The sequence below is a fragment of the Ruegeria sp. MALMAid1280 genome (genome assembly GCF_049195285.1).
In the GTDB taxonomy this organism is placed as follows: Bacteria; Pseudomonadota; Alphaproteobacteria; order Rhodobacterales; family Rhodobacteraceae; genus Ruegeria.
Window position 1 is genome coordinate 205,671 of record NZ_JBMIRT010000041.1, and the last position, 24,335, is coordinate 230,005.

26 protein-coding genes are annotated in these 24,335 nt (G+C 62.6%); 8 read left to right on the forward strand and 18 right to left on the reverse strand.

From position 1 onward, the window contains the following. Positions 1-70 precede the first annotated feature (70 nt). Positions 71-1,717, reverse strand: coding sequence for a 4Fe-4S dicluster domain-containing protein (locus ACOQFT_RS07195; protein WP_421597267.1), 1,647 nt, complete (start codon positions 1,715-1,717; stop codon positions 71-73). A 135-nt stretch (positions 1,718-1,852) separates the two neighbouring features. Beyond that, positions 1,853-2,308, reverse strand: a complete 456-nt coding sequence (gene soxR, locus ACOQFT_RS07200) for a redox-sensitive transcriptional activator SoxR (RefSeq protein WP_170446277.1) — start codon at positions 2,306-2,308, stop codon at positions 1,853-1,855. Positions 2,309-2,395: 87 nt separating this feature from the next. Between soxR and ACOQFT_RS07205 the strand changes: the two genes are divergently transcribed. The 3 genes from ACOQFT_RS07205 to ACOQFT_RS07215 all read left to right on the forward strand — a co-directional run bounded on the left by ACOQFT_RS07205 (position 2,396) and on the right by ACOQFT_RS07215 (position 4,393). Further along, positions 2,396-2,776 carry a VOC family protein gene (locus ACOQFT_RS07205; protein ID WP_421597268.1) on the forward strand — a complete coding sequence of 127 codons (381 nt, stop codon included), beginning with the start codon at positions 2,396-2,398 and terminating at the stop codon, positions 2,774-2,776. Between the two features lie 140 nt (positions 2,777-2,916). After that, complete coding sequence (gene greA / locus ACOQFT_RS07210; RefSeq protein WP_421597269.1) at positions 2,917-3,387, forward strand: transcription elongation factor GreA; 471 nt, start codon at positions 2,917-2,919, stop codon at positions 3,385-3,387. Positions 3,388-3,400: 13 nt separating this feature from the next. Then, positions 3,401-4,393 (forward strand): hypothetical protein, encoded by a 993-nt coding sequence (locus ACOQFT_RS07215; RefSeq protein ID WP_421597270.1) that lies wholly within the window; start codon positions 3,401-3,403, stop codon positions 4,391-4,393. Here the strand turns inward: ACOQFT_RS07215 and ACOQFT_RS07220 are convergent. The 6 genes from ACOQFT_RS07220 to ACOQFT_RS07245 are packed head-to-tail and all read right to left on the reverse strand — an operon-like array spanning position 4,390 to position 8,842. Then, entirely contained in the window at positions 4,390-4,983 is a 594-nt protein-coding gene (locus ACOQFT_RS07220; RefSeq protein ID WP_421597271.1) for a GNAT family N-acetyltransferase, read from the reverse strand. The two genes, ACOQFT_RS07215 and ACOQFT_RS07220, sit on opposite strands and share 4 nt — an antisense overlap. Next, a complete protein-coding gene (gene glp / locus ACOQFT_RS07225) occupies positions 4,980-6,245 on the reverse strand; it encodes a gephyrin-like molybdotransferase Glp (RefSeq protein WP_421597272.1) in 1,266 nt (421 codons plus the stop codon). The genes ACOQFT_RS07220 and glp overlap by 4 nt, the downstream gene beginning before the upstream one ends. Next, a complete protein-coding gene (gene mobB, locus ACOQFT_RS07230; RefSeq protein WP_421597273.1) occupies positions 6,242-6,733 on the reverse strand; it encodes a molybdopterin-guanine dinucleotide biosynthesis protein B in 492 nt (163 codons plus the stop codon). The genes glp and mobB overlap by 4 nt, the downstream gene beginning before the upstream one ends. Further along, positions 6,730-7,374 carry a molybdenum cofactor guanylyltransferase MobA gene (mobA, locus tag ACOQFT_RS07235; protein ID WP_421597274.1) on the reverse strand — a complete coding sequence of 215 codons (645 nt, stop codon included), beginning with the start codon at positions 7,372-7,374 and terminating at the stop codon, positions 6,730-6,732. The genes mobB and mobA overlap by 4 nt, the downstream gene beginning before the upstream one ends. Further along, positions 7,371-7,907 carry a hypothetical protein gene (locus tag ACOQFT_RS07240; RefSeq protein WP_421597275.1) on the reverse strand — a complete coding sequence of 179 codons (537 nt, stop codon included), beginning with the start codon at positions 7,905-7,907 and terminating at the stop codon, positions 7,371-7,373. Before ACOQFT_RS07240 ends, mobA begins: the two co-directional genes overlap by 4 nt. Then, positions 7,904-8,842, reverse strand: a complete 939-nt coding sequence (locus tag ACOQFT_RS07245) for a formate dehydrogenase accessory sulfurtransferase FdhD (RefSeq protein WP_421597276.1) — start codon at positions 8,840-8,842, stop codon at positions 7,904-7,906. The genes ACOQFT_RS07240 and ACOQFT_RS07245 overlap by 4 nt, the downstream gene beginning before the upstream one ends. Here ACOQFT_RS07245 and ACOQFT_RS07250 point away from each other — a divergent pair. Next, positions 8,841-9,557, forward strand: coding sequence for an AzlC family ABC transporter permease (locus tag ACOQFT_RS07250; RefSeq protein ID WP_170446294.1), 717 nt, complete (start codon positions 8,841-8,843; stop codon positions 9,555-9,557). The two genes, ACOQFT_RS07245 and ACOQFT_RS07250, sit on opposite strands and share 2 nt — an antisense overlap. Beyond that, positions 9,554-9,886: an AzlD domain-containing protein gene (locus ACOQFT_RS07255; RefSeq protein WP_421597277.1), complete on the forward strand. Its 333-nt coding sequence runs from the start codon at positions 9,554-9,556 to the stop codon at positions 9,884-9,886. The genes ACOQFT_RS07250 and ACOQFT_RS07255 overlap by 4 nt, the downstream gene beginning before the upstream one ends. Here ACOQFT_RS07255 and ACOQFT_RS07260 read toward each other — a convergent pair. The 7 genes from ACOQFT_RS07260 to ACOQFT_RS07290 all read right to left on the reverse strand — a co-directional run bounded on the left by ACOQFT_RS07260 (position 9,875) and on the right by ACOQFT_RS07290 (position 16,376). Then, complete coding sequence (locus ACOQFT_RS07260) at positions 9,875-10,507, reverse strand: hypothetical protein (RefSeq protein WP_421597278.1); 633 nt, start codon at positions 10,505-10,507, stop codon at positions 9,875-9,877. The genes ACOQFT_RS07255 and ACOQFT_RS07260 overlap by 12 nt on opposite strands. A gap of 18 nt (positions 10,508-10,525) precedes the next feature. Further along, entirely contained in the window at positions 10,526-10,660 is a 135-nt protein-coding gene (locus ACOQFT_RS07265) for an aa3-type cytochrome c oxidase subunit IV (protein WP_170446301.1), read from the reverse strand. A 68-nt stretch (positions 10,661-10,728) separates the two neighbouring features. Continuing rightward, positions 10,729-11,280 (reverse strand): hypothetical protein, encoded by a 552-nt coding sequence (locus ACOQFT_RS07270; protein WP_421597279.1) that lies wholly within the window; start codon positions 11,278-11,280, stop codon positions 10,729-10,731. Beyond that, on the reverse strand, positions 11,267-13,105 hold the full coding sequence (locus ACOQFT_RS07275; RefSeq protein ID WP_421597280.1) for a glycerophosphodiester phosphodiesterase family protein: 1,839 nt from the start codon (positions 13,103-13,105) through the stop codon (positions 11,267-11,269). Before ACOQFT_RS07275 ends, ACOQFT_RS07270 begins: the two co-directional genes overlap by 14 nt. Positions 13,106-13,169: 64 nt before the next feature. Next, a complete protein-coding gene (locus tag ACOQFT_RS07280) occupies positions 13,170-13,622 on the reverse strand; it encodes a DUF6173 family protein (RefSeq protein ID WP_170673599.1) in 453 nt (150 codons plus the stop codon). A gap of 4 nt (positions 13,623-13,626) precedes the next feature. Beyond that, the gene (locus ACOQFT_RS07285) at positions 13,627-14,673 is read right to left on the reverse strand and encodes an MBL fold metallo-hydrolase (protein ID WP_421597281.1); all 1,047 of its coding nucleotides are present in this window, start codon (positions 14,671-14,673) and stop codon (positions 13,627-13,629) included. Continuing rightward, positions 14,673-16,376, reverse strand: a complete 1,704-nt coding sequence (locus ACOQFT_RS07290; protein ID WP_421597282.1) for an acyl-CoA dehydrogenase — start codon at positions 16,374-16,376, stop codon at positions 14,673-14,675. Before ACOQFT_RS07290 ends, ACOQFT_RS07285 begins: the two co-directional genes overlap by 1 nt. A gap of 156 nt (positions 16,377-16,532) precedes the next feature. On the opposite strand from ACOQFT_RS07290, the gene ACOQFT_RS07295 reads away from it, so the two are divergent. Continuing rightward, complete coding sequence (locus ACOQFT_RS07295; protein WP_421597283.1) at positions 16,533-17,465, forward strand: L-threonylcarbamoyladenylate synthase; 933 nt, start codon at positions 16,533-16,535, stop codon at positions 17,463-17,465. Here ACOQFT_RS07295 and ACOQFT_RS07300 read toward each other — a convergent pair whose 3' ends face one another. Then, entirely contained in the window at positions 17,466-18,020 is a 555-nt protein-coding gene (locus ACOQFT_RS07300) for a YqgE/AlgH family protein (protein ID WP_421597284.1), read from the reverse strand. Between the two features lie 146 nt (positions 18,021-18,166). Between ACOQFT_RS07300 and ACOQFT_RS07305 the strand changes: the two genes are divergently transcribed. Together ACOQFT_RS07305 and ACOQFT_RS07310 are read left to right on the forward strand one after the other, a co-directional pair. Next, positions 18,167-18,979, forward strand: coding sequence for a protein-disulfide reductase DsbD domain-containing protein (locus ACOQFT_RS07305; RefSeq protein WP_421597285.1), 813 nt, complete (start codon positions 18,167-18,169; stop codon positions 18,977-18,979). Further along, entirely contained in the window at positions 18,980-19,402 is a 423-nt protein-coding gene (locus ACOQFT_RS07310; protein WP_421597286.1) for an NUDIX hydrolase, read from the forward strand. On the opposite strand, the gene ACOQFT_RS07315 is transcribed toward ACOQFT_RS07310, so the two are convergent. Together ACOQFT_RS07315 and ACOQFT_RS07320 are read right to left on the reverse strand one after the other, a co-directional pair. Then, positions 19,399-22,800 carry an efflux RND transporter permease subunit gene (locus tag ACOQFT_RS07315; RefSeq protein WP_421597287.1) on the reverse strand — a complete coding sequence of 1,134 codons (3,402 nt, stop codon included), beginning with the start codon at positions 22,798-22,800 and terminating at the stop codon, positions 19,399-19,401. The two genes, ACOQFT_RS07310 and ACOQFT_RS07315, sit on opposite strands and share 4 nt — an antisense overlap. Positions 22,801-22,805: 5 nt before the next feature. Continuing rightward, the gene (locus ACOQFT_RS07320) at positions 22,806-24,260 is read right to left on the reverse strand and encodes an efflux RND transporter periplasmic adaptor subunit (RefSeq protein WP_421597288.1); all 1,455 of its coding nucleotides are present in this window, start codon (positions 24,258-24,260) and stop codon (positions 22,806-22,808) included. Positions 24,261-24,335 lie beyond the last annotated feature (75 nt).

The window sequence follows — 24,335 nt, forward strand, 5'->3', positions numbered from 1 at the left end:
AAGCTAGGGCTTTGACTGGCAAGAGGCAATGGCAGAGCCTTCACGACCCTGCCAGTGCCCGGTTTTTTGCTTACATGTTTGGATAGTTCGGCCCGTCGCCGCCCTGCGGCGTGGTCCAGGTGATGTTCTGGCTGGGGTCCTTGATATCGCAGGTTTTGCAATGGACGCAGTTCTGGAAGTTGATCACGAATCGCGGACCTTCTTCATCCTCGACCATCTCGTACACACCCGCCGGACAATAGCGCTGCGCCGGTTCGTCGAACTTGGGCAGGTTGACCTTTACCGGGATGTCCGGGTCGGTCAGTTTCAGATGGCAGGGCTGGCTTTCCTCGTGGTTTGTCATCGCAAACGAGACGTTGGTCAGACGGTCGAAGGACAGCGTGCCATCGGGCTTGGGATAATCGATGGGCTGATGCTTGCTGGCTTCTTCGGTCGATAGCGCGTCGTTCTTGCCGTGGCCCAGCGTGCCCAAGAGCGAGAAGCCCAACGTGTTGGTCCACATGTCCATGCCACCCAGCACCAGGCTGGCGGTCAGGCCGTATTTCGACCACAGCGGCTTGACGTTGCGCACTTTTTTCAGGTCGCTGCCAATGGGGCCTTCGCGGACATCGGTTTCGTAAGCGGTCAGTTCGTCACCCGAACGATCTGCCTTGATGGCGTCATAGGCAGCTTCAGCGGCGGCCTTGCCCGACAGCATCGCGTTGTGGTTGCCCTTGATGCGCGGCACGTTGACCATGCCCGCAGAACAACCCAGCAGGGCCACGCCCGGGGCCACCAGTTTCGGCATCGACTGCCAGCCGCCCTCGGTGATCGCGCGGGCACCGTAGGCCACGCGCTTGCCGCCTTTCAGCAGCTCGGCCACCATCGGGTGATGCTTGAAGCGCTGGAATTCCATGTACGGATACAGGTGCGGGTTCTTGTAGTTCAGGTGCACCACGAAACCGACATAGACCTGATTGTTTTCCAGGTGATAGATGAATGACCCGCCACCCGCGTTGCTGCCCAGCGGCCAACCCATCGTGTGGGTGACGGTGCCTTCCTTGTGCTTGGCCGGGTCGATCTCCCAGATTTCCTTCATGCCGACGCCGTATTTCTGCGGCTCTTTACCAGCGGACAGGTCGTATTTGGCGATAACCTCCTTGGACAACGAACCGCGAACACCTTCCGACAGGAAGACGTATTTGCCGTGCAGCTCCATCCCCGGCTCGGTGCCCGGACCATAGGACCCGTCGGGTTCCAGACCGAAAACACCGGCAACCACGCCTTTGACCTCGCCATTGTCGCCGTAGACCAGCTCGGAACAGGCCATGCCGGGGAAGATTTCCACGCCCAACTCTTCGGCCTGTTCGGCCATCCAGCGGCAGACATTGCCCATCGAAACGATATAGTTGCCGTGGTTATTCATCAGCGGTGGCATGGGCGCGTTGGGGATGCGGATTTTACCGGCCTCACCCAGCATGTAGAAATTGTCTTCGTGCACCGGCACGTTCAGCGGCGCGCCCTTTTCTTTCCAGTCCGGGATCAGCGCGTCCAGCCCGCACGGGTCCAGAACCGCGCCCGACAGGATATGCGCGCCCACTTCCGAGCCCTTTTCCAGAACCACGACGTTGAGGTCGGCATCCAGCTGTTTCAGACGGATGGCCGCCGACAGGCCCGCGGGACCTGCACCCACGATCACCACATCGTATTCCATCGCTTCGCGTTCAATCTCGGCCATCGCGGGCTCCTTAGCTAACTTTCCGAATTGGCGCTTTCACTGCGTGGTCTGCGCAATATTGTTTCACGGCTGATTACATGGTCTGAAAGACCTTGGTCAATCAAAACACGGCGTAACATTGCTGCAATGCGGCAGTTATGCCTCGGGAGCGTCCCCCATCAGGTATCTGGGACCGCTACCATGGGATTTGGCGCGGTCATCAGGGTTGTAAAGGGCGCATTTCGGCAGGCTCAGGCAGCCGCAGCCGATGCAGCCGTCCAGATTGTCGCGCAACCGCGTCAGGGTATCGATTCGCTGGTCCAGATGCGACCGCAGGCCGATGCTGATCTTTTGCCAGTCTTTCGGCGTCGGCGTGCGGTTCCCCGGCAAGCCCGACAGCACCTCGCGAATCTCGGGCAGGGTCAGACCGAACTGCTGGGCGATCATGATGAAACTCAGCCGCCGGATGTCGGCGCGCTGATACCGCCGCTGCCCGCCCGCATTGCGCCAGGGCGCGATCAGCCCCTGCGCCTCGTAGTATCGAATGGCGGAAACCGCCAACCCGGTGCGCCGCGCCAGCGCGCCAATTGCCAACCCTTCGGAAACCGCCATTTCAACCTCGCAAAATTTCCTTGACCTAAAGTTAGGTTTAGAAATTACGGTGAGTCGGGACAAGCCTCAATTCGCAAAGGAGATCCCATGATGGCGACGCTTGAACACACCAATTTCACCGTCCGCGACCCGCAGGCCTCGGCCGCGTGGATGCACAAGGTGTTTGGCTGGAAAACCCGCTGGGAAGGCCCGGCCATTGCGGGCGGATACACGGTGCATGTGGGCAGCCAACATACCTATCTGGCACTTTACGCACCCAGCGACCCGAAACCGTCGGATGAAAGCAGCTATGACATTGTCGGGGGTCTGAACCACGTGGGCGTATTGGTCGAAGATATCGATGCCACCGAGCGGAAAGTGATCGACGCAGGGTTCACCCCCAAATCCCATGCCGATTACGAACCGGGCCGCCGGTTCTACTTCAACGATGACAATGACATCGAATTTGAGGTGATTAGTTACGCCTAGGCTGTAATCCGCCCGGTGCATAGCCATGCCCTCTTGCATTTCACGCCTCATTTGGGTCAGGTATTTGCCAACCCATCAAATCGCCCCGACGCTGACTCCATGCGGCGGGGCGAATCACTTTATGCGTGGACGACAAGAGTATGGAAAAGATTCCCATGACGCCTGCGGGCAATGCCGCGCTCGAGGCAGAGCTGAAAAACCTGAAATCCGTTGAGCGCCCTGCGATCATCGAGGCCATCGCCACAGCCCGCGAACTGGGCGACCTGAAGGAAAACGCCGAATACCACTCGGCGCGCGAAAAGCAGGGCTTTATCGAAGGCCGCATCAAGGAGCTGGAAGGCATCCTGTCGCTGGCCGATGTGATCGATCCGGCCAAGCTGTCCGGCGCGATCAAGTTCGGCGCCCGGGTCACACTGGTCGACGAAGACACCGACGAGGAAAAGACCTGGAAGATCGTGGGTGAGTATGAGGCCAATATCGAAAACGGCCTGCTGAACATCAAATCGCCCATCGCCCGCGCCCTGATCGGCAAGGACGAAGGCGACAGTGTCGAGGTGCGCACCCCCGGTGGCGTGCGGTCTTACGAAGTGCTGAGTATCGAGTACGCCTGACCGGAGCGTCCCAATGTCCGAACCCTCGCCCGAGCAGGAACCCGAGCGACCGACTTCGCTGGGCATCTATGACAAGCCCTCGCGCCCGGCAGTGACCGAGATCGAGATCGCGGCCATCGTGCTCAGCGTGATCTGGTTGGTGGTGTCGGTGGTGTTTCTGGTGCTGCCCGGCCAGACGCAGGGCGGTGGATTCGTCGTGACCCTGTTGGCGGTGTTCATGCCGGTGGCGATGATCTGGGTTGCCGCCACCGCGATGCGGGCCAGCCGCGTGATGCGCGAGGAAAGCGAACGCCTGCAGACCGCGATCGACGCGATCCGGCAGACCTATGTCATCCAGCAACAGCGTGCGGCCAGTTCCTATGAACCGGCGGTCAGCAAGAAACTGGATGAAATCGCCAAGGCAACAAAAAAGACGGAAAGCGCGCTGGCGACGTTTTCGACCAAACGCACCGAGCCCGCGCGTGCGGCGGCCCCGAACGGCACCGGCGACCAGACAACGCTGGAACTGGGTACGCAGGCCGAGGACATCGCGCCGCCGCTTGGCACCGATATCTTCATCCGCGCGCTGAACTTTCCTGAAACGCAGGATGATACCGAAGGGTTCAATGCCCTGCGTCTGGCGCTGAAAGACCGCAAGACCGCGCAGCTGGTGCAGGCTTCGCAGGACGTTCTGACCCTGCTCAGCCAGGAAGGCATCTATATGGATGACCTGCGCCCCGACATGGCCCGGCCCGAGGTCTGGCGGCAGTTCGCACAGGGCGCGCGCGGGCGTTCGGTGGCCGCATTGGGCGGCATCCGCGACCGATCCTCGCTGGCGCTGACGGCGGCGCGGATGAAACAGGACCCGATCTTCCGCGATGCCGCGCATCATTTCCTGCGCCGCTTCGACCACATGATCGTCGCCTTCGAGCCCGAGGCCAGCGACGCCGACTTGACCGCCCTTGGCGAAACCCGTACGGCGCGGGCTTTCATGCTGCTGGGGCGTGTGGCCGGGACGTTTGACTAAGGCGCGGTGACAGGCCAGCTCATGCGCGTGGCGCTACTGAATCCGAACAGATACTGAAACGGCCCGGTCTCTTCCCTGCTTATGGCTTTGAACCCTTCGCGTTCATACAGGGCCTTTGCACGTGGGTTAGTGTCAATCACGTCCAGTTGCACCTCCGACATGCACGATTTGCGGGCCTGATCCTTGATCGCGGACAGCAGTGCGGTTCCGACACCCTGCCCGCGCGCCTCTGCCGCGACAAAGATACCGTCCATCTGGAACACGCCGGGTTGCAGATCCCGCTCCAGAACGCTCAGCACCAAACCGCGCCATGTGCCGCCAAACCAGCCATAGATTTTGGCCATATCGGACAGGCTGCCCTCAACCAGCGCGCCATCCTTGGTTTTGAAACCGGCCAGCCCCAGCATCTGATTTGAACCGTCCCGCGCAACCAGGGCAAATTGCGGATTTATGGAAAGTTCTATGAAGGACAGCCCCTTTTTGTCCGGCCCCATGACCTTGTGCAGCTTGGCTGCGAAAGCCTGCCAGAACAGGGCTGCGGCCTGCGGCCGTTCCGCCTCGGAAAACCCCTGTTCGATCCTGACAGTCACAACCCAAAGCTTCCGTAGGGAATGAACCGGACCATATCGCCCGGTTTGATGTGGCGTGCGCCGTCCTCGATCTCGACCAGCCCCTCGGCCCAGCTGAGCCCGCTGATCCGGCCCGACCCTTCCGAGGCGAACACCTCGGCCCGGCCATCGCGGACACGGGCGCGCAGGTATTCGCGGCGGCCCGGTTTCTTGCGTTTTTCGAATGCGGCGGGCAGGTCAAAGCCTTGCGGGGCCTGCCAGCCCTCTCCCGCCATCAGGCCCAAGGCGGGGCGGGCAAAGATCAACGTGCAGACCATGGCCGCAACCGGGTTGCCCGGCAGACCGAAAACCGGCGTTCCGTCCCACATACCCAACGCCAAGGGGCGACCAGGTTTCAGCGCAATCCGCCATTCCTGCATCGCACCCGCCTGCCGCAACAAGGCCGAGACGTGATCCTCGTCCCCTGCCGACGCGCCACCGCTGGTCAGGATCAAATCCGCCTGCTCTGCCGCCCGGTTCAGACGGTCGCGCAGGACGTCACGGTCATCTTCGACGCGCCCCATATCCACCGGCTGAAACCCCATGCGGGCGATCAGCGACAACAGCATCGGGCGGTTGGCGTCGAATATCTGGCCCGGACCGGCGGGCTCTCCGGGTTCGACCAATTCGTCCCCGGTGGACAAGACAGCCACCCGCAGCGTTTCCCGAACAGGCACCTCAGCAAGCCCCGTCGCGGACAGCAAGGCCAGATCGGCAGGTGTCAGCCTGCGCCCGGCGCACAGAACCGGATCGCCCTCGGCCACATCCTCGCCCGCGCGGCGCGTGTTGGCGCTCTGTTTCAGGGGGCCGTGAAAGGCGATGTGGCCCTCCTGAACGGTAACGTCTTCCTCAAGTATAACCGTATCCACGCCCGCAGGCAGGGCGGCACCGGTCAGCACGCGCAGCGCATGGCCATCGGGCACAGTGCCATCAAACGGAATGCCCGCCGCCGCGCGCCCCGGATGCAGGGGCATCACCTGCGGACCCTCGGGCGCGGCACCGGCAAAACCATAGCCGTCCACCGCCGTATTCGGCAGCGGCGGGTTCGAGCGTTTTGCGATGACATCCTCGGCCAGAATGCGCCCGGTTGCCTGCTCCAATGGCACGGATTCGGTGCCCTTCACCACCGCCAACCGCTGGCGCAGCAGTGCCAGCGCGTCATCCACCGGTGTCCAGTTCACTCCGGCGGGCAGCGCAAAACAATCGTTGCGCAGAGGCGGAGGTGCAATGTTAGGCTTGGTCATAACCCGACCTCCTGCAGGATGAAATCCGCAATGGCGGCGGTGTCATTCAGATCAAATACGGGGCAATCCACGGCCAGCGGCGTATCGCTGGCCACGGCGCGGATGGTTGCGTTTTCCGGCGCCATCAATGGGTTCTTGGCCTCGGCCCTAAACGCCTCGACCTTGGGATGGGCTTCGCGTTTGAACCCCTCGATCAACACAAGATCAACAGGTGACAAACGCGCCAGCAGCTCGGCCAGAGACGGCTCGGGCGCGCCGCGCAGTTCCTGCATGATGGCGATGCGCTGGCCCGAGGCCAGCAGCACCTCGGACGCGCCAGCGCTGCGGTGGCGATAGCTGTCGGTGCCCGGCTGATCTACGTCGACGCTGTGATGGGCGTGTTTGAGGGTCGAAACGGTGAAACCCCGCCCGGTGATCTCGGTCACCAACCGCTCCATCAGCCCGGTTTTGCCCGCGTTTTTCCAACCGGTGACGCCGTAAACCCTCATGCCTGCTCCAGCAGCTTTTCCGCCCGCGCAAGATCGTCGGGCGTATTGACGTTGAAGAAGGGATCGAAGGGTTCGGTGTCAAACAACGCCTCGCGCCCGCCATGTTTGTCCGTCCACAGCACCACCTTGCGCAGCCCGTCGTTCAGCGCATCGCGCAGATCATCACGCAGCGCCACCGGCCAGAGGCCAAAGGTCGGGTGGCGGTTGATACGCTTGCTGCCGCCCGATTTCAGCGCCTCATCCCCGGTGCGCGGCGTGGTCGCCAGCACAAGCGGATGGGTTTGCCCCTTTGCGGCCTGCATCAGGCGGGCCACCAGATCGCGCGGAAAGAACGGCGTGTCGGCGGCGGCGGTGACGATACAGTCGGCGCCCTGATCCGCCGCCCAATCCAACCCCGCCAGAACGCCCGCCAGAGGGCCTGCGAACCCTTCGATCGTGTCCGGCAGAATAGGCAGGTTCAGGTCTGCGAACCGTTCAGGATCACCATTGGCGTTCAGCGCCAGCCCGTCCACCTGCAGGGTCAAACGGCCGATGACATGCGACAGCAAGCTCTGCCCGCCGATCTGCAACAGGCCCTTGTCGCCACCACCCATCCGGGTGGCCAGACCACCTGCGAGGATAACTCCGAGCGGTTTGGTCATGGTGTATCCTCAATTACAGGCCATTTCTTGTACTTCTCCGGTGGAAGAAAAACCAAAGACCCGATGCAGAGGCCGAACAGAATGTACCATATGTCCGCGGACACCCCTGTAAATTCGGCCAGAACACGGCTTAAGCGATAGTAGGCAGGTAGAAAAACGACCACGGCACCAACAACAAACAAGGCGCAAAAGTAACGCCGAAATCTGCGCGCCGATTTTTGCGTCTCTCCAGAAAACTCCAAAGACTTGGGCAAACCGTGAAGTAAAACCCGTTGAAGGGCCACGTTCTGTTGCTGCACCAACAGTCCCCAAGACTGCCATCCCAACCGAAAAGGGGCGCTCAGGTCGAATGTCCCAATGTACTCAGCGGGTTCCCAACCCAATCGGCGAAGAACATTTGGCTCTAATCGTGCCAATCCCTCTATTACACCTCGCTTGCTGCGTGCGTAGCTTCGCAGCATCAGAAAACCCAAGGGCAAAATGCTAATTATCAAAACGAACAATGCGAAGGCGTAGAGTGTTTCTAAGATCATCCCGCACTCTTCCTGCGATGTTTCTTGTCCTCAACCGCCACGGTCGCCGGGTCCACATCGCGCAGCAGGCGGTCCTCGCCCGACAGGCACACGAACCGCTGGCCGCGCATCCGGCCGATCAGGGTCAGGCCAACCTCGCGGGCAATCTCGACACCCCAGGCGGTAAAGCCCGAGCGGGACGCCAGCACAGGGATGCCCATCATCGCCGTTTTGATTACCATTTCCGAGGTCAGGCGGCCGGTGGTGTAAAGGAGCTTGTCCTCCGCCGCCTCGCCCTCGGACAGCATCCAGCCCGCGATCTTGTCGACCGCGTTGTGGCGGCCCACGTCCTCCATATAGACCAAAGGGCGATTCTCGCAGCACAAGACGGTGCCGTGGATCGCGCCCGCTTCGAGGTACAACGAGGGCGTCCGATTGATCTTGGCGGCCAGATCGTAAAGCCACGAGGTTCGCACCTGAACCTGCGGCAGGCGAACGTCCTCAAGCCCCTCCATCATGTCGCCGAACACTGTGCCGACCGCGCAGCCGCTGGTGCGGGTCTTTTTCTTGAGCTTGTCCTCGTACGAGGTTTCACGCGCAGTTCGGACGATGACGGTTTCAAGATCGTCATCGTAATCGACACGGGTGATTTGGTCATCGGCCAGCAACATGCCCTGATTACGCAGAAAGCCCAGCGCCAGATACTCGGGATAATCGCCGATGGTCATCGCCGTCACGATTTCCTGCGCGTTGAGGAAAATCGTCAGCGGGCGTTCTTCGACCACCGAGATCTGGCTGACCTCGCCGTTCTGGTCCACGCCTTCAACCGCACGGGTCAGGCGGGCCGCGCCCGGGTCGGGGGCGATGATGTAATCCGAAAGATCCAGTTCCGTGGCCAATTGCAACCCTTTCCCAAGACCGTTAGTGCTGCGGGCATCACCATAGGATTTAGCCATGGCAGACACCACATCCAAGTCGTACTTCTGGAAGGGTTTTCGCGACGGGTCACCGTTCATCTTTGTCGCAATCCCTTTTGGCACTCTGTTCGGCGTTTTCGCGACCGAAGCCGGTCTGGATATCGTCCAGACCATGATGCTCACCTCAACGGTCTTTGCCGGGGCTGCGCAATTCGCCGCCTTGCAATTGTTGCAGGACCAGACCCCCACCGCCATCATTCTGATCTCGGCGCTGGCGGTGAACTTGCGGATGGCGATGTATTCAGCCTCGCTGACGCCGTTTCTGGGGGCGGCACCCCTGTGGCAGAGGGCCTGTGCGGCCTACCTGACGGTCGATCAATCCTATGCCTGCTCGATCGTGCAGTTCGAAAAAGAGCCGAAGATGACCGTGCCCCAGCGCATGGCCTATTTCGTAGGCTCGGTCACCCCGATTACACCGCTTTGGATTCTGGCCACCTATCTGGGTGCGGTTCTGGGGACGCGCATTCCCGAAAGCTGGGCGCTGGACTTTGCCCTGCCGATCACCTTTCTGGCCATGATCGGACCGATGATGCGAACCTTTCCCCATGTGGTCGCCGCGCTGGTGGCGATTGTCGTTTCGTTGCTGACCGTAGCCCTTCCCTACAATCTGGGACTTTTGATCGCAGGTTGTGCCGGGATGATCGCAGGCGCTCAGGCTGAACTGATCGCCCAACGCAGAAAGGTCGACGCATGACCCATCCCGATCCCGTCACGATCTGGACGATCATCATCGGGCTGGCCTTTGGCAGCTATGCCCTGCGCTTTGTCTTCATCGGTCTGGTCGGAGACCGCCCGATGCCACCCTGGCTGCTACGCCACCTGCGCTATACCGCCGTGGCCATCCTGCCAGCACTGATCGCGCCGCTGGTGGTGTGGCCAACCGCAACCGGCGGGCAGGCGGACGCACCGCGCATGGCTGCGGCCGCCGTTGCCCTGACAGTTGGACTGATCACGAAAAACGTGCTGGCGGCCATATTTTCCGGGGCCGGAACCCTCTATGGCCTGTTATACCTATTGGGGTAAGGCCACGTCCTGCTGGTTCAGAACGGCGTTGTTCGCCGCCAGCCCCTTTTGCAGATCGGCGTCGTCATTCTCGCGGTACTCGCTGGTGACCACCCCCGGCAACCCGCCGAATTGCTCGGACAGTTTGACCGGATAGAAAGTGGTGCTGATCTGCTCGAACCCCGGTACCTGCTGCAACAGCTGAGATGTCGAGTTGGCGCAGTACGCGCTGGACACCGGCCCCATCTGCTTGGCCAGTTGCAGGGCGATCTCGGCCTGTTGCGGCGTGACCTCGATGGTTTGGATTCGCGCAAAATGCGTCTCACGCGCGTGGCTGCTGCGATAGGCGCGTTCGACGTTCGGGGTAATGCCATACAGCACGTCATTCCTTATCGGCACTACATCCGCGCGAAACGAACCTGCGGGGTCAAAGATCACTCGCTCACTGCCGCTGATCATCAATGACGTATGAGCACCCGAACCGGTCCGGGTATTGATCATCGTATAGAGGGTCAGCGTCGACGGCCCCGGATCACGATAGGATCGGGCCACAACTTCCGACTGATCCGCCTGAGGTCGCTGCGAGCCGGTGCAGCCCGCCACTGCCACTGCCAGCAGGCAGGCAAGCAAAATCCTGATCACGGTGATCCCCGTTTTGGATTAAGAGGCGAAGACCGCCAGGAACAGGCACAGGAAAGCGATGGCAACCACGCACCATGTGGTGGCCTTGATAAAGCCGTTGAAGGTTTTTTCCTGGACGTTGATGTCCATGTCGCCGTGCTTGTATTCAGCCATTGGTCAGAGATTCCCAGTTCGCGTGTTTAAGATGTTGGATAATCGAAAATCATGGGCCTGTCACCACGTCATTCGGGCGCAGGCAGGAATACCGAACAGCCCGGATACCCGAATCCCCAGCGCCAGGGCAGGCCGGAACAGGGGCCGCCACCCAGCCGCACCGCCGCGTGCATCGCTTCGGCGGTGATGGAATGGGCCGTGCGAATCTGGTCCGGCGTCATGTCGTACCGTTCGGCATATTCGTCGGCATTGTCGACCCCGTGCTGTTTGACGCAGGCGCGCAGCGCGTCATCCGCTGACAGGCGCGCCTCATAGCTGTTCCCGGCCTGCGTCGCCCCGCCCGCATTGTGATAGGCGCGGTCATGGGTCACGCAGCAATATTCCCACGGCGGATGTGCTTCGTAGAGTGCGCTGAACTTGGGAAAAGTCTCGGCCACAAAGCGCCAACTGGCTGACAGGCCGCCGGAACAGCCATCGGTTTCGAACAGGATCGGTTCCGTGCCCCCACGCTGCGCGATCAGCGCACGGTGGGCAGGCATCTCGATATTGCGCATGAAATCCTGCGCCACGGCGGGGGCCGCAATCAGCGCGAGGGTCACGCACAGACTACGGGTTTTCATCGCGCATCGCCTGTGTGTCGACGGACATCCCGAAGGTGGTCGCCAGCCACAGCAGCAGCCGCTCGGCCGGGCCCATTTCGGCGCGCACTCGCAGCACCTCATTGGCCATCGCGGGGCGGTCGGTGATCAGACCATCCACCCCCATCGAGGCCATGGCCGACATCTGCAGCGGGTCGTTCACCGTCCAGACATAGATATCCTTGCCCGCCGCATGAACCGAGCGCACCAGCCCCGGCGTTGCCATCGCGGCGTTGACGGCGATGAAATCACCTTCCAGCCCGGTCAGATCGCCGACGGCCGTCGCGGCCAGAACCCCTGCCCGCCAGTCAGGGCGCAGCTTTTTCATCTTTTGCACCGCCGGGTATTTCAGCGACATGGTGGCGATGTCGTCCTGCATCTGCAGCTCTTCGACAAGCGCTGCCACGCGGTTTTCCAGATCAACATCATGGCCGTAGTATTTCAGCTCGATGATGACCTTGGCCTTACCCTTTGCGACCTCCAGCACCTCGCGCAGGGTGGGGGTGCGTTCGTCGGCATATTCGGGGCCGAACCAGCTGCCGATATCGATCTGAGCGATGTCCTCCATCGTGGCATCCCAGACCTTGAGGTTCACCCCCGCCAGTTTCATGAAATCACTGTCATGGGCAACGATGATCACGTCATCCGCCGATTCCTGCACGTCGATTTCGACCCAGTCCGCCCCGTCTTCGATTGCCTTCAGCACCGAGGCCATTGTGTTTTCAGGCCGCAGCGCCGCAGCGCCCCGATGGCCGATCACCTCAGCCCGGTCCGGCGCCTGTATGCGTTCCAGCAGATGCTGCCCGAACCACAGTCCGATCAGCACAGCCACCACGGCGGCGCCGAGGGCGGCGAATAGTGGAACACGCAGGCTGCCGGGTTCAGGATGCGGCGGTTCTTCGGTTTTGATCTCGAAGAACCCGTCCAGCAGCACGGCCAGCGCGCCCAATGCCGTTGCCGCCAGCACGAGGCCAGCCACGGACCAGAGACCGGCCACCAACAGGCTGTAGATCAGCGCCAGCCGCAAGTGGCTGGCCCCCTGCAGCGGCACAATGGCAAACAGCAGCCCGGCCACCCATGCGATCAGGCCCGCGATGATCAGGCGCAGGATCAGCCAGATCGCCAGCTCGATCTTGAGGCGCCCGCGTTTGCCCTGCATCCGGGTGGCGCTGATGTTGAAGGCAAGGGCGGGGTGAACGCCTTCGAACAGGACCAGATGCAGGCCCAGCGCCCAGGCCGACAGGCGACGGATCAGAACCCAGGCCATGGCCAGAACCACGGCCCCGTTCAGAGCTACCGCAATCCAGAACGACGGCGGGTGGAAGGTCAGATAGTAGTTGATGTCATATTCGGTCAGCGTCCACCACGCGATTACGGCCGCAACGACTGCAAAGGGCAGGATCAGCACCAAAACCCGCAGCACAAAACGCACCGCAAAACCGAACAGCGCCGGCAGCCGCGACAGGATCAGGCCGATGGCGGAACCGCCCGCACGCCACGGATCGGATTCGCCCATCCGCAGCGATCCGGCCATGACCGAGAACACAAACACCTCGGCCAGCAGAAACAGGCTGAGCACGACAATCGCCGCGACAAAACCCACCGGTGACAGGATGAAGGCGGCGATGGCCTGATCCGTCAGCGCGGTCTGGTTCGACAGCGACACCGCCAGATTGACGGTGAGCGCCACAGCTGGCGCGATCAGGGCAACCAGCAGCAGGCGCACGGCGACATAGATCGGCACAAAGACGCGACGGCGCGCCCATGCACCCTTGTAGGCGCTTGTAACGGCTGAAAAATCGGACACGCGGCACCCCCTTGAATGGTGCACTCATTCAAGGCTGCGCAGACGTGAATTGCAAGTCAGGCGGTCAGCTTTCCTCCAGATCCTTTGCCAGCCGGAAACCGATGCGGTTGGCAGGCTTGTCCTCGACCGATTTGGGCAGGGCGCGCAGCATCACGTTCAGCTGGCTGACATGCTGCACCAGTTGGGTCCGCGCCCCGCTCGCGTCCGAGCCGTAGAAGGTGATGATATCGGGATCGAAATAACCCATGCCCTCGATCCGCATCACCCCGGCATCGCCGCCGGTAAAGCCCATGGCGACCTCTTGATCGCCGGTCAGCGTCTTTTCGAAGTTCTGGATATAGAGGATCAGCCGTTCATAGGCCCATTGCGCCGGGCTTTTGGTCTGAACCGGTTTTTGCAGTGGCTCGGGCAGATTCTTGGCCGCGGACTCAGCGTTGGGGTTCGCGTGAAACTCGTAACACCTGGGCAAAGCCGCCGCTTCTGCTGCCTCGGCCGATGTTTCGATCTGGTCCTGCATGGCTTTACCCTTTGCGCTGAAACTCCCACGCCCCGTCCGCGCGCCGCGTCCGGGTCACAGCTCCAATGTGGTAAAGATGGTTCAGATGTGCAACCGCCTCGACCAGCGCAAGCCCGTATTCGCCTTCGCCAATCTGACGTTTGAACAGCGGGGTGAAACATTCGGCGGCGGTTTTCGGCGTGCCCAGATAGTCCTGCAGACGATCCAGCGCACCGTGGTGGTTGTCGATAAGTTGCCGCATCCGCAGCGGCAGGCCGGTGAAGGGCAGCTTATGCCCACCCAGCGCCAGTTGGTCGGGCCGCGCCAGCCCTTGCAACCGCTCGCAGGCCTCCAGCCATTCGGCCACCGGATCGGCCATCGGCTCGGTGACATAGACGCCCAGATTAGGGCTGATCGAGCTGAGGATCTGATCGCCGGTGATCACCAGATTGTCATCGCGGCTCCAGAAGGTGGCGTGCTCGGGCGCGTGGCCATTGCCCATATGCACATCCCAGTCACGCCCACCCATGCGGATCACGTTGCCCTGTTTGATGCGGGTAAAGCCCAGCGGCATTGGATAGACCGTATCGCAGAAATTGAATGGGCGTTCGGCCATGCGCTTGGTCAGTACGTCGGGATGCATCCCTGCGCTGCGGTAGTAATCCAGCGTCTCTTGCGGCCAGGTTTCCTGCACATCCAGTTGCAGCATCCGCGAAAACAGCCAGGCAGTGCGGGTCGTGACCACTTCTGCGCCGTGCTCGGACTGGAACCAGCCCGCATTGCCGACGTGATCGGGGTGGTGATGCGTGACCACCACGCGGGTCACGGGTTTGCCGCCCAGCGGCCCGGCCATAAGCATTTCCCAGACCCGGCGGGTCTTGTTCGACGAAATGCCGGTGTCGATCACCGTCCAGCTGTCGCCATCATCCAGCGCATAGACATTGACGTGATCAAGCGCCATCGGCAGCGGCAGACGCATCCACAGCACACCGTCGGCGACCTCGACGGCCAGCCCCGGTGCCGGGGGCTCGGGCCATGGGTATCGGATCGCCAAAGGAGTTTCCCCGTCCATTAGACCGCCAATTCCTCTGCGCTGAGGGCATAAAGGTCCCCGGCCCCGTTCTGAGCCTGCGCCAGCAGACCGGCATATTCCGGCAACAGCGCGTTGATGTAGTACCGCGCCAGTTTGAAGCGCGAGCCATTGGGTTCGGCCAATGCGGCCTTGAGGTGGTAATGCGCACCCAGAACGCGGGCGAAGGCGTGCAGGTAAGGCACAGCACCGGCAAAGCGGGTGTTCATGTCGGACTGCGCCACGATCCATTCGGTGGTTTCGCGCAGGCTTTCGGTGGCCTCCCAGACCGGACCCGCCAGATCGGGCATGGTGGCGCGGGCCTCTTCGGCGTGATCCTCGATCTCATCCAGCAGGCGCGAAGCGGCCTCACCGCCATCCATCATCTTGCGCGCCACAAGGTCCATGGCCTGAATGCCATTGGTGCCTTCGTAGATCGCAGTCACGCGGACATCGCGGTAATACTGCGCCGCTCCGGTTTCTTCGATAAAGCCCATGCCGCCGTGGACCTGAACGCCGGTCTCGGACACGCGCATACCCGTTTCCGTGCCGAAGGCTTTGCAGATCGGGGTCAGCAGCGCGGCCCGCGCGCTCCATTCGGCATCGCCGGTGGCGTTGCCCATGTCGATCGCGGCCGCATTGGCCAACATGATCGCCCGCGCGGCAAAGGTGTCGGCGCGCATGGTCATCAGCATCCGGCGCACATCCGCGTGGTCAATGATCGTGCCCGAGGGCGTCCTGCCCTGCTTGCGCTCCAACGCATAGGCCAGCGCGTGTTGATACGCCCCTTCGGCGGCGCCCACACCTTGACCGCCGACACCCAGACGGGCGTTGTTCATCATAGTGAACATCGCGGCCATACCGCCATGTTCCTTACCCACAAGCCAGCCCTTGGCACCGTCATACTGCATCACGCAGGTGGGCGAGCCGTGCAGGCCCATCTTGTGTTCGACTGAAACGACCTTCAGATCGTTCGCTACACCGGGATTGCCGTTTTCGTCGGGCAGGTACTTGGGCACCAGAAACAGCGAAATTCCCTTGGTCCCCGGCACACCGTCGGGCAGACGCGCCAGCACCAGATGGCAGACATTCTCGGTAAAGTCGTTGTCACCCCACGAGATGAAGATCTTCTGCCCCGTCACCGAATATGTGCCATCGCCATTGGCCTCGGCCTTGGACGACAAAGCGCCCACATCCGACCCGGCCTGCGCCTCGGTCAGGTTCATGGTGCCCGCCCATTCGCCCGACATCATCTTGGGCAGGTACAGCGCCTTCAACTCGTCGCTGGCGTGATGCTCCAGTGCCTCAATCTGGCCCTGGGTCATCAGCGGCGCCAATTGCAGCGACAGGCAGGCCGCCGACATCATCTCGTTCACCGCCGTGGTCAGGGTCATCGGCAGGCCCATACCGCCATGCTCGGGATCACCGCTCATCCCGATCCAGCCGCCTTCGGCGATTGCCTTCCAGCCGTCGGCATAGCCGGGCGAGGTCCGCAGCACGCCGTTTTCCAGCCGCGCGGGCTGCAGGTCGCCGGGGCGCTGCAACGGGGCCATCACCTCTTCGCACATCTTGCCGGCCTCGGTCAGGATCGCGCCGACGACATCCTCGCTGGCTTCCGAGAATTTCTCGGTCGCGGCAATCTGATCGAACCCGACCACGTGGCGGAAAAGCAGTTCATAATCGGAAATGGGCGCGCGGTATGGCATGAGTTCCCTCGGGGCTAACTGTATGGTTTTTCGTGGGTGGGGTTGGAAATTGCAATGCCCACCTTTATGCATCCTTGATCAATTCGATTACCTAGCCAGCCAGATGGTACAAGCAATCAAAACGCGGCGTCACCAGATATGATCCCTAACGGCACAATGGATTTATCCGCCGATCCGGGCGGAATCGCGCAGGCGACAGACCTGCTGCGGCAGGGCCTGCTGGTCGCCTTTGCCACCGAAACAGTCTATGGGCTGGGCGGTGACGCCCGCAATAGCGAGGCTGTGGCCAGCATCTACGCTGCCAAGGGGCGGCCCAGTTTCAACCCGTTGATCGCACATGTTGCATCGGTCGAGGCGGCACAGCGTTATGTCGAATGGTCCGACCGGGCCGAGGCTTTGGCCGCTGCCTTCTGGCCCGGCCCGCTGACGATGGTGCTGCCGCTGCGCGACGGGCATGGGATTTCTCCGCTGGTCACGGCGGGGCTGGATACGCTGGCGGTCCGTGTGCCCGCTCATGGCACCGCGCGGGCGCTGCTGGCGGCGTTCGACGGGCCGGTCGCGGCCCCGTCTGCCAACCCTTCGGGCCAGATCAGCCCGACAACTGCCGATCACGTGCGCGCCGGGCTGGACGGGCGCATTGCGGCCATTCTGGATGACGGGCCCTGCGGTGTCGGGCTGGAATCCACTATCGTCGGGCTGGCCGGGGAACCCTCTCTGCTGCGTCCCGGCGGCGTAGCGCTGGAACAGGTCGAATCTGTTCTGGGCACAGAACTGCACATCCATCAGGCCGGTGACCTGCTGACCGCGCCGGGCCAGCTGCAATCGCACTACGCCCCGGACGCGCCGGTGCGGCTGAATGCCGACAATCCGCAAGGGGATGAGATGTTGCTGGGCTTTGGCCCCGTCGAGTGCGATTTCAATCTGTCGGAAAAGGGCAACCTGACCGAAGCTGCGGCTAATCTGTTCTCGGCCCTGCATAGGCTTAACGCCACGGGTCGCCCGATTGCGGTGTCACCGATCCCGGATCAGGGTCTGGGCGCGGCCATCAATGACCGCCTGCGCCGCGCTGCCGCGCCGCGTGACAGCTGATCAGGCACGCCCGGCGCTGGCCGACAGGGTCAGCGGGTCAACGCCAAGCGTCGCCAGCGCGGCCTCCCATTTCTCGTCATCGGGCACGTCAAACACCAGTTTCTGGGTCGCGTCGGTGGTTAGCCAGCCGTTCATGGCAATCTCATCCTCCAACTGGTCGGGTCCCCAGCCGGAATACCCCAGCGCCAGCGTCGAATTCAAAGGCCCACGCCCCGAGGCCAGATCCTCGAGCACATCCAGCGTCGCGGTCATGCTGAAATCATCGGAAATCTGCATCGAATGCAGGTTGGCCTCATAATCCGCGCTGTGCAGGACAAAGCCGCGCGACATCTCGACCGGGCCGCCGAAATGCACCAGCCGTTCCCCCACAACCGGGATGCGGCAAGCAATGTTCAACTGGCTCAGCAGGGTTTTGATCCGCAAATCCGAGGGCTTGTTGATGATCAGACCCATCGCCCCGTCTTCGCCGTGGCTGCACATGTAAACCACCGAATGATCGAAGCGCGGATCACCCATGCCAGGCATCGCAATCAACAGTTTTCCGGTCAGGTCCATGGATTTACATCTCTTGCTTCGTCCCCCGTCAACAATGGCCCCGGCGCAGGGGGATTGGCAAGGGAAGAGGCCAATTTTCGCCAGATTTCATCCAAGTGACCGGAACGTGACTTGGAATCCCGGCCCCGACCACGCATTTATGGGGTATGACGTGTTTTCTGAAGCCAACCGCGGTCGCCTTGACCGCCTGTTTCGCCCTGACTGCGCCCGCACTGGCGCAGGACGTGGACGGAGTTGTGCAACTGGACGTGCTGGATGGCGGGCGCACCGCCAGCGGCACCTATCTGGGCGCGTTGCGGCTGACGCTGAAGGACGGCTGGAAAACCTATTGGCGCGCACCGGGCGACGCCGGTATTCCGCCACAGTTTGACTGGCGCGGCTCGCAGAATGTGGGTGAAGTGTCGATCACCTGGCCCGCGCCGGATGTGTTTGTGCAGAACGGCCTGCAATCCATCGGGTATGCGGATCAACTGGTGCTGCCGGTCGAGATCACGCCCAAGAACCCCGCCAAACCCGTGCGGCTGCGCGGGGATGTGGATCTGGGCGTCTGCAAGGATGTCTGCATCCCCGAGCGGTTGGATTTCGACCATACGCTGAACGCCGATGCCGGCCGCAACCCTGCTATCGCTGCGGCTCTGGCCCAGCGCCCGTATTCCGCGAAAGAGGCGCGTGTAACCGCCGCAAGCTGCCACCTGACCCCAACCTCGGACGGGATGCAGATCGAAGCCCGCGTGAAAATGCCCTCGGCCGGCGGGCGCGAGGTGGCCGTGATCGAACCGGGCAACCCGGCGCTTTGGGCTTCGCAGCCTGAAACCACGCGGCAGGGTGATACTTTGGTCGCCACATCCGAGGTGATCAGCGCCTCGGGCGGGCCTTTCGCGCTGGACCGGTCCGAGATCAGGATCACGGTGCTGGGCGCCAACCACGCCGTCGACATTCGGGGCTGCAGCGCGGGCTGAATGATGGAGAAAACCCCGAAGATCGGCGCGCTGGCTGTTGTCGTGCATGACGCCCAGGTGCTGCTGGTGCAGCGCAGCAAGCAGCCGGACGCGGGGCTATGGGGCTTTCCGGGCGGCCATGTGGAATGGGGCGAAACCGTCATGCAGGCGGCACAGCGCGAGCTGCGCGAGGAAACCTCAATCATCGCCGAGCCGCTGCACTATCTCGACAATCTGGACCTGCTGCGCCAAGACGCCCAAGGCGCTGTGCAGTCGCACTATTTGTTGGTTGGGGTCGCCTGTCAGTATCGCGCGGGTGTTCCGCTGGCCGGGGATGATGCGCTGGACGCCCGCTGGTATCCGATTGATCAAATACGCCGGGGCGATCTGCCGATGAGCGACCGCGTCATCAACCTGCTGGAAACCGCCCTGCGTCGGGTTTAAACCGCCCGTCCTCTGAGGCGAGCGTAGAGCAGGCCGGACAGCACGACACTCAAGACTAGGATCGGCACGGCGCCGGCAAGGAAAGCCCCCAGCCCCATTTGCAGGGCCGCAACGCCCTCCTCACCTGCATAAAGCCCCGACAACAGGCCAAAAGGCGCATCCGAGATTGCAGGCCAGACCATCGTCACACCGAACCACATCAGCAGCGCCATCCCGGTGGCGGTCACCGCGCCCTGCACGACCCGGTCCGGAGCCCGCAGTGCCCGGCGCATCGCGGTCATCGGGCGCGCCAGATCGTTCAAGATGGCCAGCAGTGCGGGCACCAGCAACAGCACCAGCAGCATCCCGAAGCCCAGCCCGTAAACCAGCGTGATCACCGAGGGCTTGAGGAATTGCGCCTGTTGCGAGCCCTCATACAGCAGCGGTGTCAGCCCCAAAACCGTGGTCAGCGTCGTCAGCATCACCGGGCGCAGCCGATCCGCCGTGCCCTCGACAATCGACGGCACCAGCCCTCGGTCCTGCTGATAGGCGTCGATGGTCGTCACCAGAACAATCGAGTCATTGATGATGATCCCGGTCATCCCCAGCAAACCGATCACGGTGAACATGCTCAGCGGTACATCCCAGATGTAATGCCCCCAGATCGCGCCCACCAGGCCAAACGGAATGATCGCCATCACCACCACAGGCCGCGTCCAGCTGGCAAAAACCCAGGCCAGCACCAGATAGATGCCGGTCAGACACAGGATCAGGCCGGTGCGGGCCTCGTTCAGGAATTCATCCTCCTGCTCGCTCAGGCCCGCCATCTGCCATTCGACCTGCCGTTCGGCGGCGATATCGGGCAGAATCTCTTCGCTCAGGGCACGGGCGATTTCCGCCGCGCGGGCCGGGTCGTCTTCAGAGATGTCACCGATCACGGAAATCACCCGCAGACCGTTTTCGCGCCGCACGGCCGAGAAGCCTGATTTACGCTCGACCGAAACGATATCGGCCAGCGGCACGTAGACCCCGTCCGGTGTGCGCATCAGCGTGCGTTCCAGGAAATCGGCGGTCAGCTCGCCCTTGGGCAGTTCCACCCGGATCTCGGCGCTGCGCGGGCCGTCGGGGAAGGTTGCGGCCTCGATCCCGTTCAGCCGATCCCGCAAGACGCGGCCCAGCGTTTCCATGCGGAAGCCCAGCGCCTGCCCCTTGGCCGTCAGGTCCAGAATGAAATCTTCCTTGTCATAGGCCAGATTGTCCTCAAGCGCCGACACTTCGGGGTATTTCGACAGCTCGGCCTGCAGATCCTCGGACGCAGCCTTTAGCGTGTTCACGTCAGCGCCATAGAACTGCACGTCGATCGCATCGCCACCGGGCCCGGAACGCCAGCCGCGGAAGGTCAGCAGCTCGACCTTGGGATGGCGCGGGACGAAATCCTGCAGCTCGCGCACGAACTCAAAACTGGAATAGGGGCGCAGGTCCGAGTCGATCAGTTCAATCGAAACTCCGCCCAGCAGGTCCTTGTCCTTGCCATCGGCGGCACTCAGGTTGAACCAACCGGCATTGCCGCCAACCTCGGCCAGAATATAGTCGATGGGATTTCGCCCGTGACGCTCTTCGTAAATCTGGCCCAGCTCTTCCGCGGCGCGCTGCATCTGGTGCATCATTTCCAGCGTGTCTTCGCGGGTGGCACCTTCGACCATGATGAAATTGCCGGTGACCGAGCCGCGTTCGGGCGCGTTGAAGAACCGCCAGTTCACATCACCCCTAATGAACAGGGCAATCTGGCTGGCCAGTATCACCACCATCACCGCCACAACCACATAGCGCGCCCAGACGACCCATGCGATCAGCGGGCGGAACAGGTGGTCCCGCACCCAGCGGAACCCGCGATTGACCACCCGGTTGGGCCAGTCATACCAATGCTCCTTGGCCGAATGCGTAATCGCATGGGCCATGTGGTTGGGCAGGATCAGGAAACATTCGATCAGCGAGGCCAGCAGCACCGCGATCACGGTAAAGGGGATGTCGCCAATCAACTCTCCGAACCGGCCACCGATGGCAGTGAGTCCGAAGAACGCGATCACCGTGGTCAGGGTGGCGGCAAAGACCGGCATCGCCATGCGCCGCGCGGCGCTTTCAGCGGCCACGGTTGGGGCCTCGCCCAGCCTCCGGGCGCGGAAATCGGCGTGTTCGCCCACAACGATGGCGTCATCCACCACGATGCCCAGCGTGATGATCAGCCCGAACAGCGAGATCATGTTGATCGACAGCCCGCCGATATACATGAACGCAATCGCCGCGGACATCGCCACAGGAATACCCGCCGCAACCCAAAAGGCGATGCGGGCGTTCAGGAACAGGAACAGCAAACAGACCACAAGACCCAGACCCACCAGCCCGTTATCGACCAGAATATCCAGACGCTCGGTGATGGCCTGTGCCCGTGTGCGAATTAGTTCGATGGTCACGCCTTCGGGCAGGCTGGCCTGCAGTTCGGCCACCACGTCCTCGACCGTGTGTTGTATCTTGATGGCGTCCCCCAGATTGGACCGGTCCACCCGCACGGACATGGCCGGGTTCTCGCCAACGAAATAGCTGCGGTTGCGGTTGACCCCTTCGACCCGGATTTCCGCCACATCACCGACAAAAAGCTTGGACCCGTCGGCAAAACTGCGCAGTGCGATACCCTCGATCTCTTCTGGAGTGCGCTTTTCGGTGCCGGTGCGAATACGGGCATTGGCGCCGGTGACGTCGCCTGCCGGGTTCGCCGTCGCCTCGGCCGCAATGGCCTGCGCGATTTCCGACAGGGTGACGTCATTGGCAATCAGCTGCGCCGTTGGCACCTCGACCACCACACGCGGCGCGGCAATGCCCCGGATCGTGGTGCGGGTCACGCCAACCGCAAACAGGCGGTTTATCAGCTCATCGGTGAATTTTGCCAACTGGTCCGGATCGACCGGGCCGGTTACCACCACATCCGTCACCCGATCGCGCCACGCCCCGCGCCTGATCGAGGGTTCCTCGGCATCGTCAGGCAGGTTGGTCACCCCATCGACGGCGGTCCGAACCTCGTCCACGGCGCGCGACATGTCCCAGTTGGGCTCGAACTCCAGCCTGATATTGGCCCGCCCCTCGCGCGAGGTCGAGGTCGTGCTGGCCACCCCTTCGACCGCCAGCAGGGCGGGTTCAAGCAGTTGCACGATGCCGTTGTCCACATCCTCGGGACCGGCGCCTTCCCATTCGATGTCCACGTTCACACGTTCAAGGATCACGTCCGGGAAGAACTGCGCCCGCATCGCCGGGATCGCCGCCGCGCCCAGAACCAGCATCACCAGCAACAGCAGGTTGGCGACCGTCCGGTGGCGGGTGAAATAGCTGAGGATACCGCCCGCCGCGCCGGGGATCTCGCGCATCATGGCGCCTAACCCCCTGCCCGGTTCTCGATGCTGCGCACCAGAGAGGCCGGAACCTTGGGCGCGCTGAGCTGGCTCAGGGCGCTGGCCTTGGCCTCAGTGGTCATCTGATCATTGGCCTCGACCTGCGCCACCAGTTGAGCGCGTTGTTCGTCGGACAGTTCGACCATCCCCGGATCGGCACCGGCATTGGCCTCGTCCCGCAGCGGTCGCACACGCACCCCGCCGCCCAGCAGCGGCGTGCGGCCAATCACAACCTCGCGCCCGACCAGCCCCTGCCCGCGCAGCAGCACCTCATCGCCCTGACGGCGGATCAGCTGCACTGGCAGCGCCTCAAGCCGGTCATCGGCGCCCAACACCAGCACCGTGCCCGCCGCGTCCAGAACCGATGAGGGCAGGCGCACCACGTTGTCCAGCGGCTGTTCCTCGACCGTGACTGTGACGAAATCGCCGGGCTTGAACCCCGGTGCGTCCTCCAGCCTTGCATAGACCAGCCGTCCGGTTTGCCCTTCGCCCGCCGAACCGCTGTCGCGGCTGATGCGGCCATGGGCCATAAGGTCGGTGCCCGTCACCTCAAGCGATACGGTGACCGGCGCGTTAATCAGGTTGCCTTCGGCATCCAGCAGACGCACGAACTGCGCGGTCGAGACGCGAAAGGCCACCTCAAGCGCGGTGGGATCAACCAGTTCCGCCAGTTTTTCGTTGGCCGACACCAGCCGCCCTTCGACCAGAGTCACATCTGTCAGCGTCCCGGCAAACCGGGCGCGGACGGTCATGTCATCCAAATCACGTTCGGCGGCCGCAAGCGCGATGCGGGCGCGGGCCAGCAAGGTGGTCGCCTGATCGACCCGCGATTCCGCCTGCGCCAGAGATATGCGGCGGGCCAGCACCGATTGCTGGGCAGCGGCCTCGGCCAGTTCCGCCTCTTCCACGGCGGCAGGGGTTCCGACCCCGCGGCCCTGCAGGTCTTTCTGCCGCTGCAAGGCGCGCCCCCGCAAGGCGGCCTGCGCCTCGGCCGAGTTCAGTTCGTCCTGCGCCAACAGCAATGATCGTTCTGCGTCGCGTTCTTCAAATTGGGCGTCCAGCAAGTCGGACTTGGCGCGATCCAGTGCCGACTGCGCATCCGCCGGATCAAGTTCCACCAGAAGCTCACCTGCGGCGACAACGCCGCCATCTTCGAAATCTTCGGCCAGAGACACCACCCGCCCGCCCAGCGCGGCGCGCAATTCCAGACGGCGGCGGCTTTGCACCTCGCCAAAGGCTTCGAGATAGGGGGTGACAGTTTCAAGTTCGGCCGGGCGCACGCTCACGGCAAAGATGCGTTCGCGCGCCTCGGATGGCGTATTCTCACGCGTCAGCGCGTCCTGCACCGCGCCGGTGATCATCTGTACCGCGACAAACAGCAGGGCCAGCGTCAGAAACGCCAGAAAGACACCAACAAGGCTTTGCCTCAGAAATCGCATCAATCACTCACCCCGGTCGCATCAGGCTGCCACGTGCAAAAGGTAGCCGGGCACCGAAAAATGCCAAGCCACAAA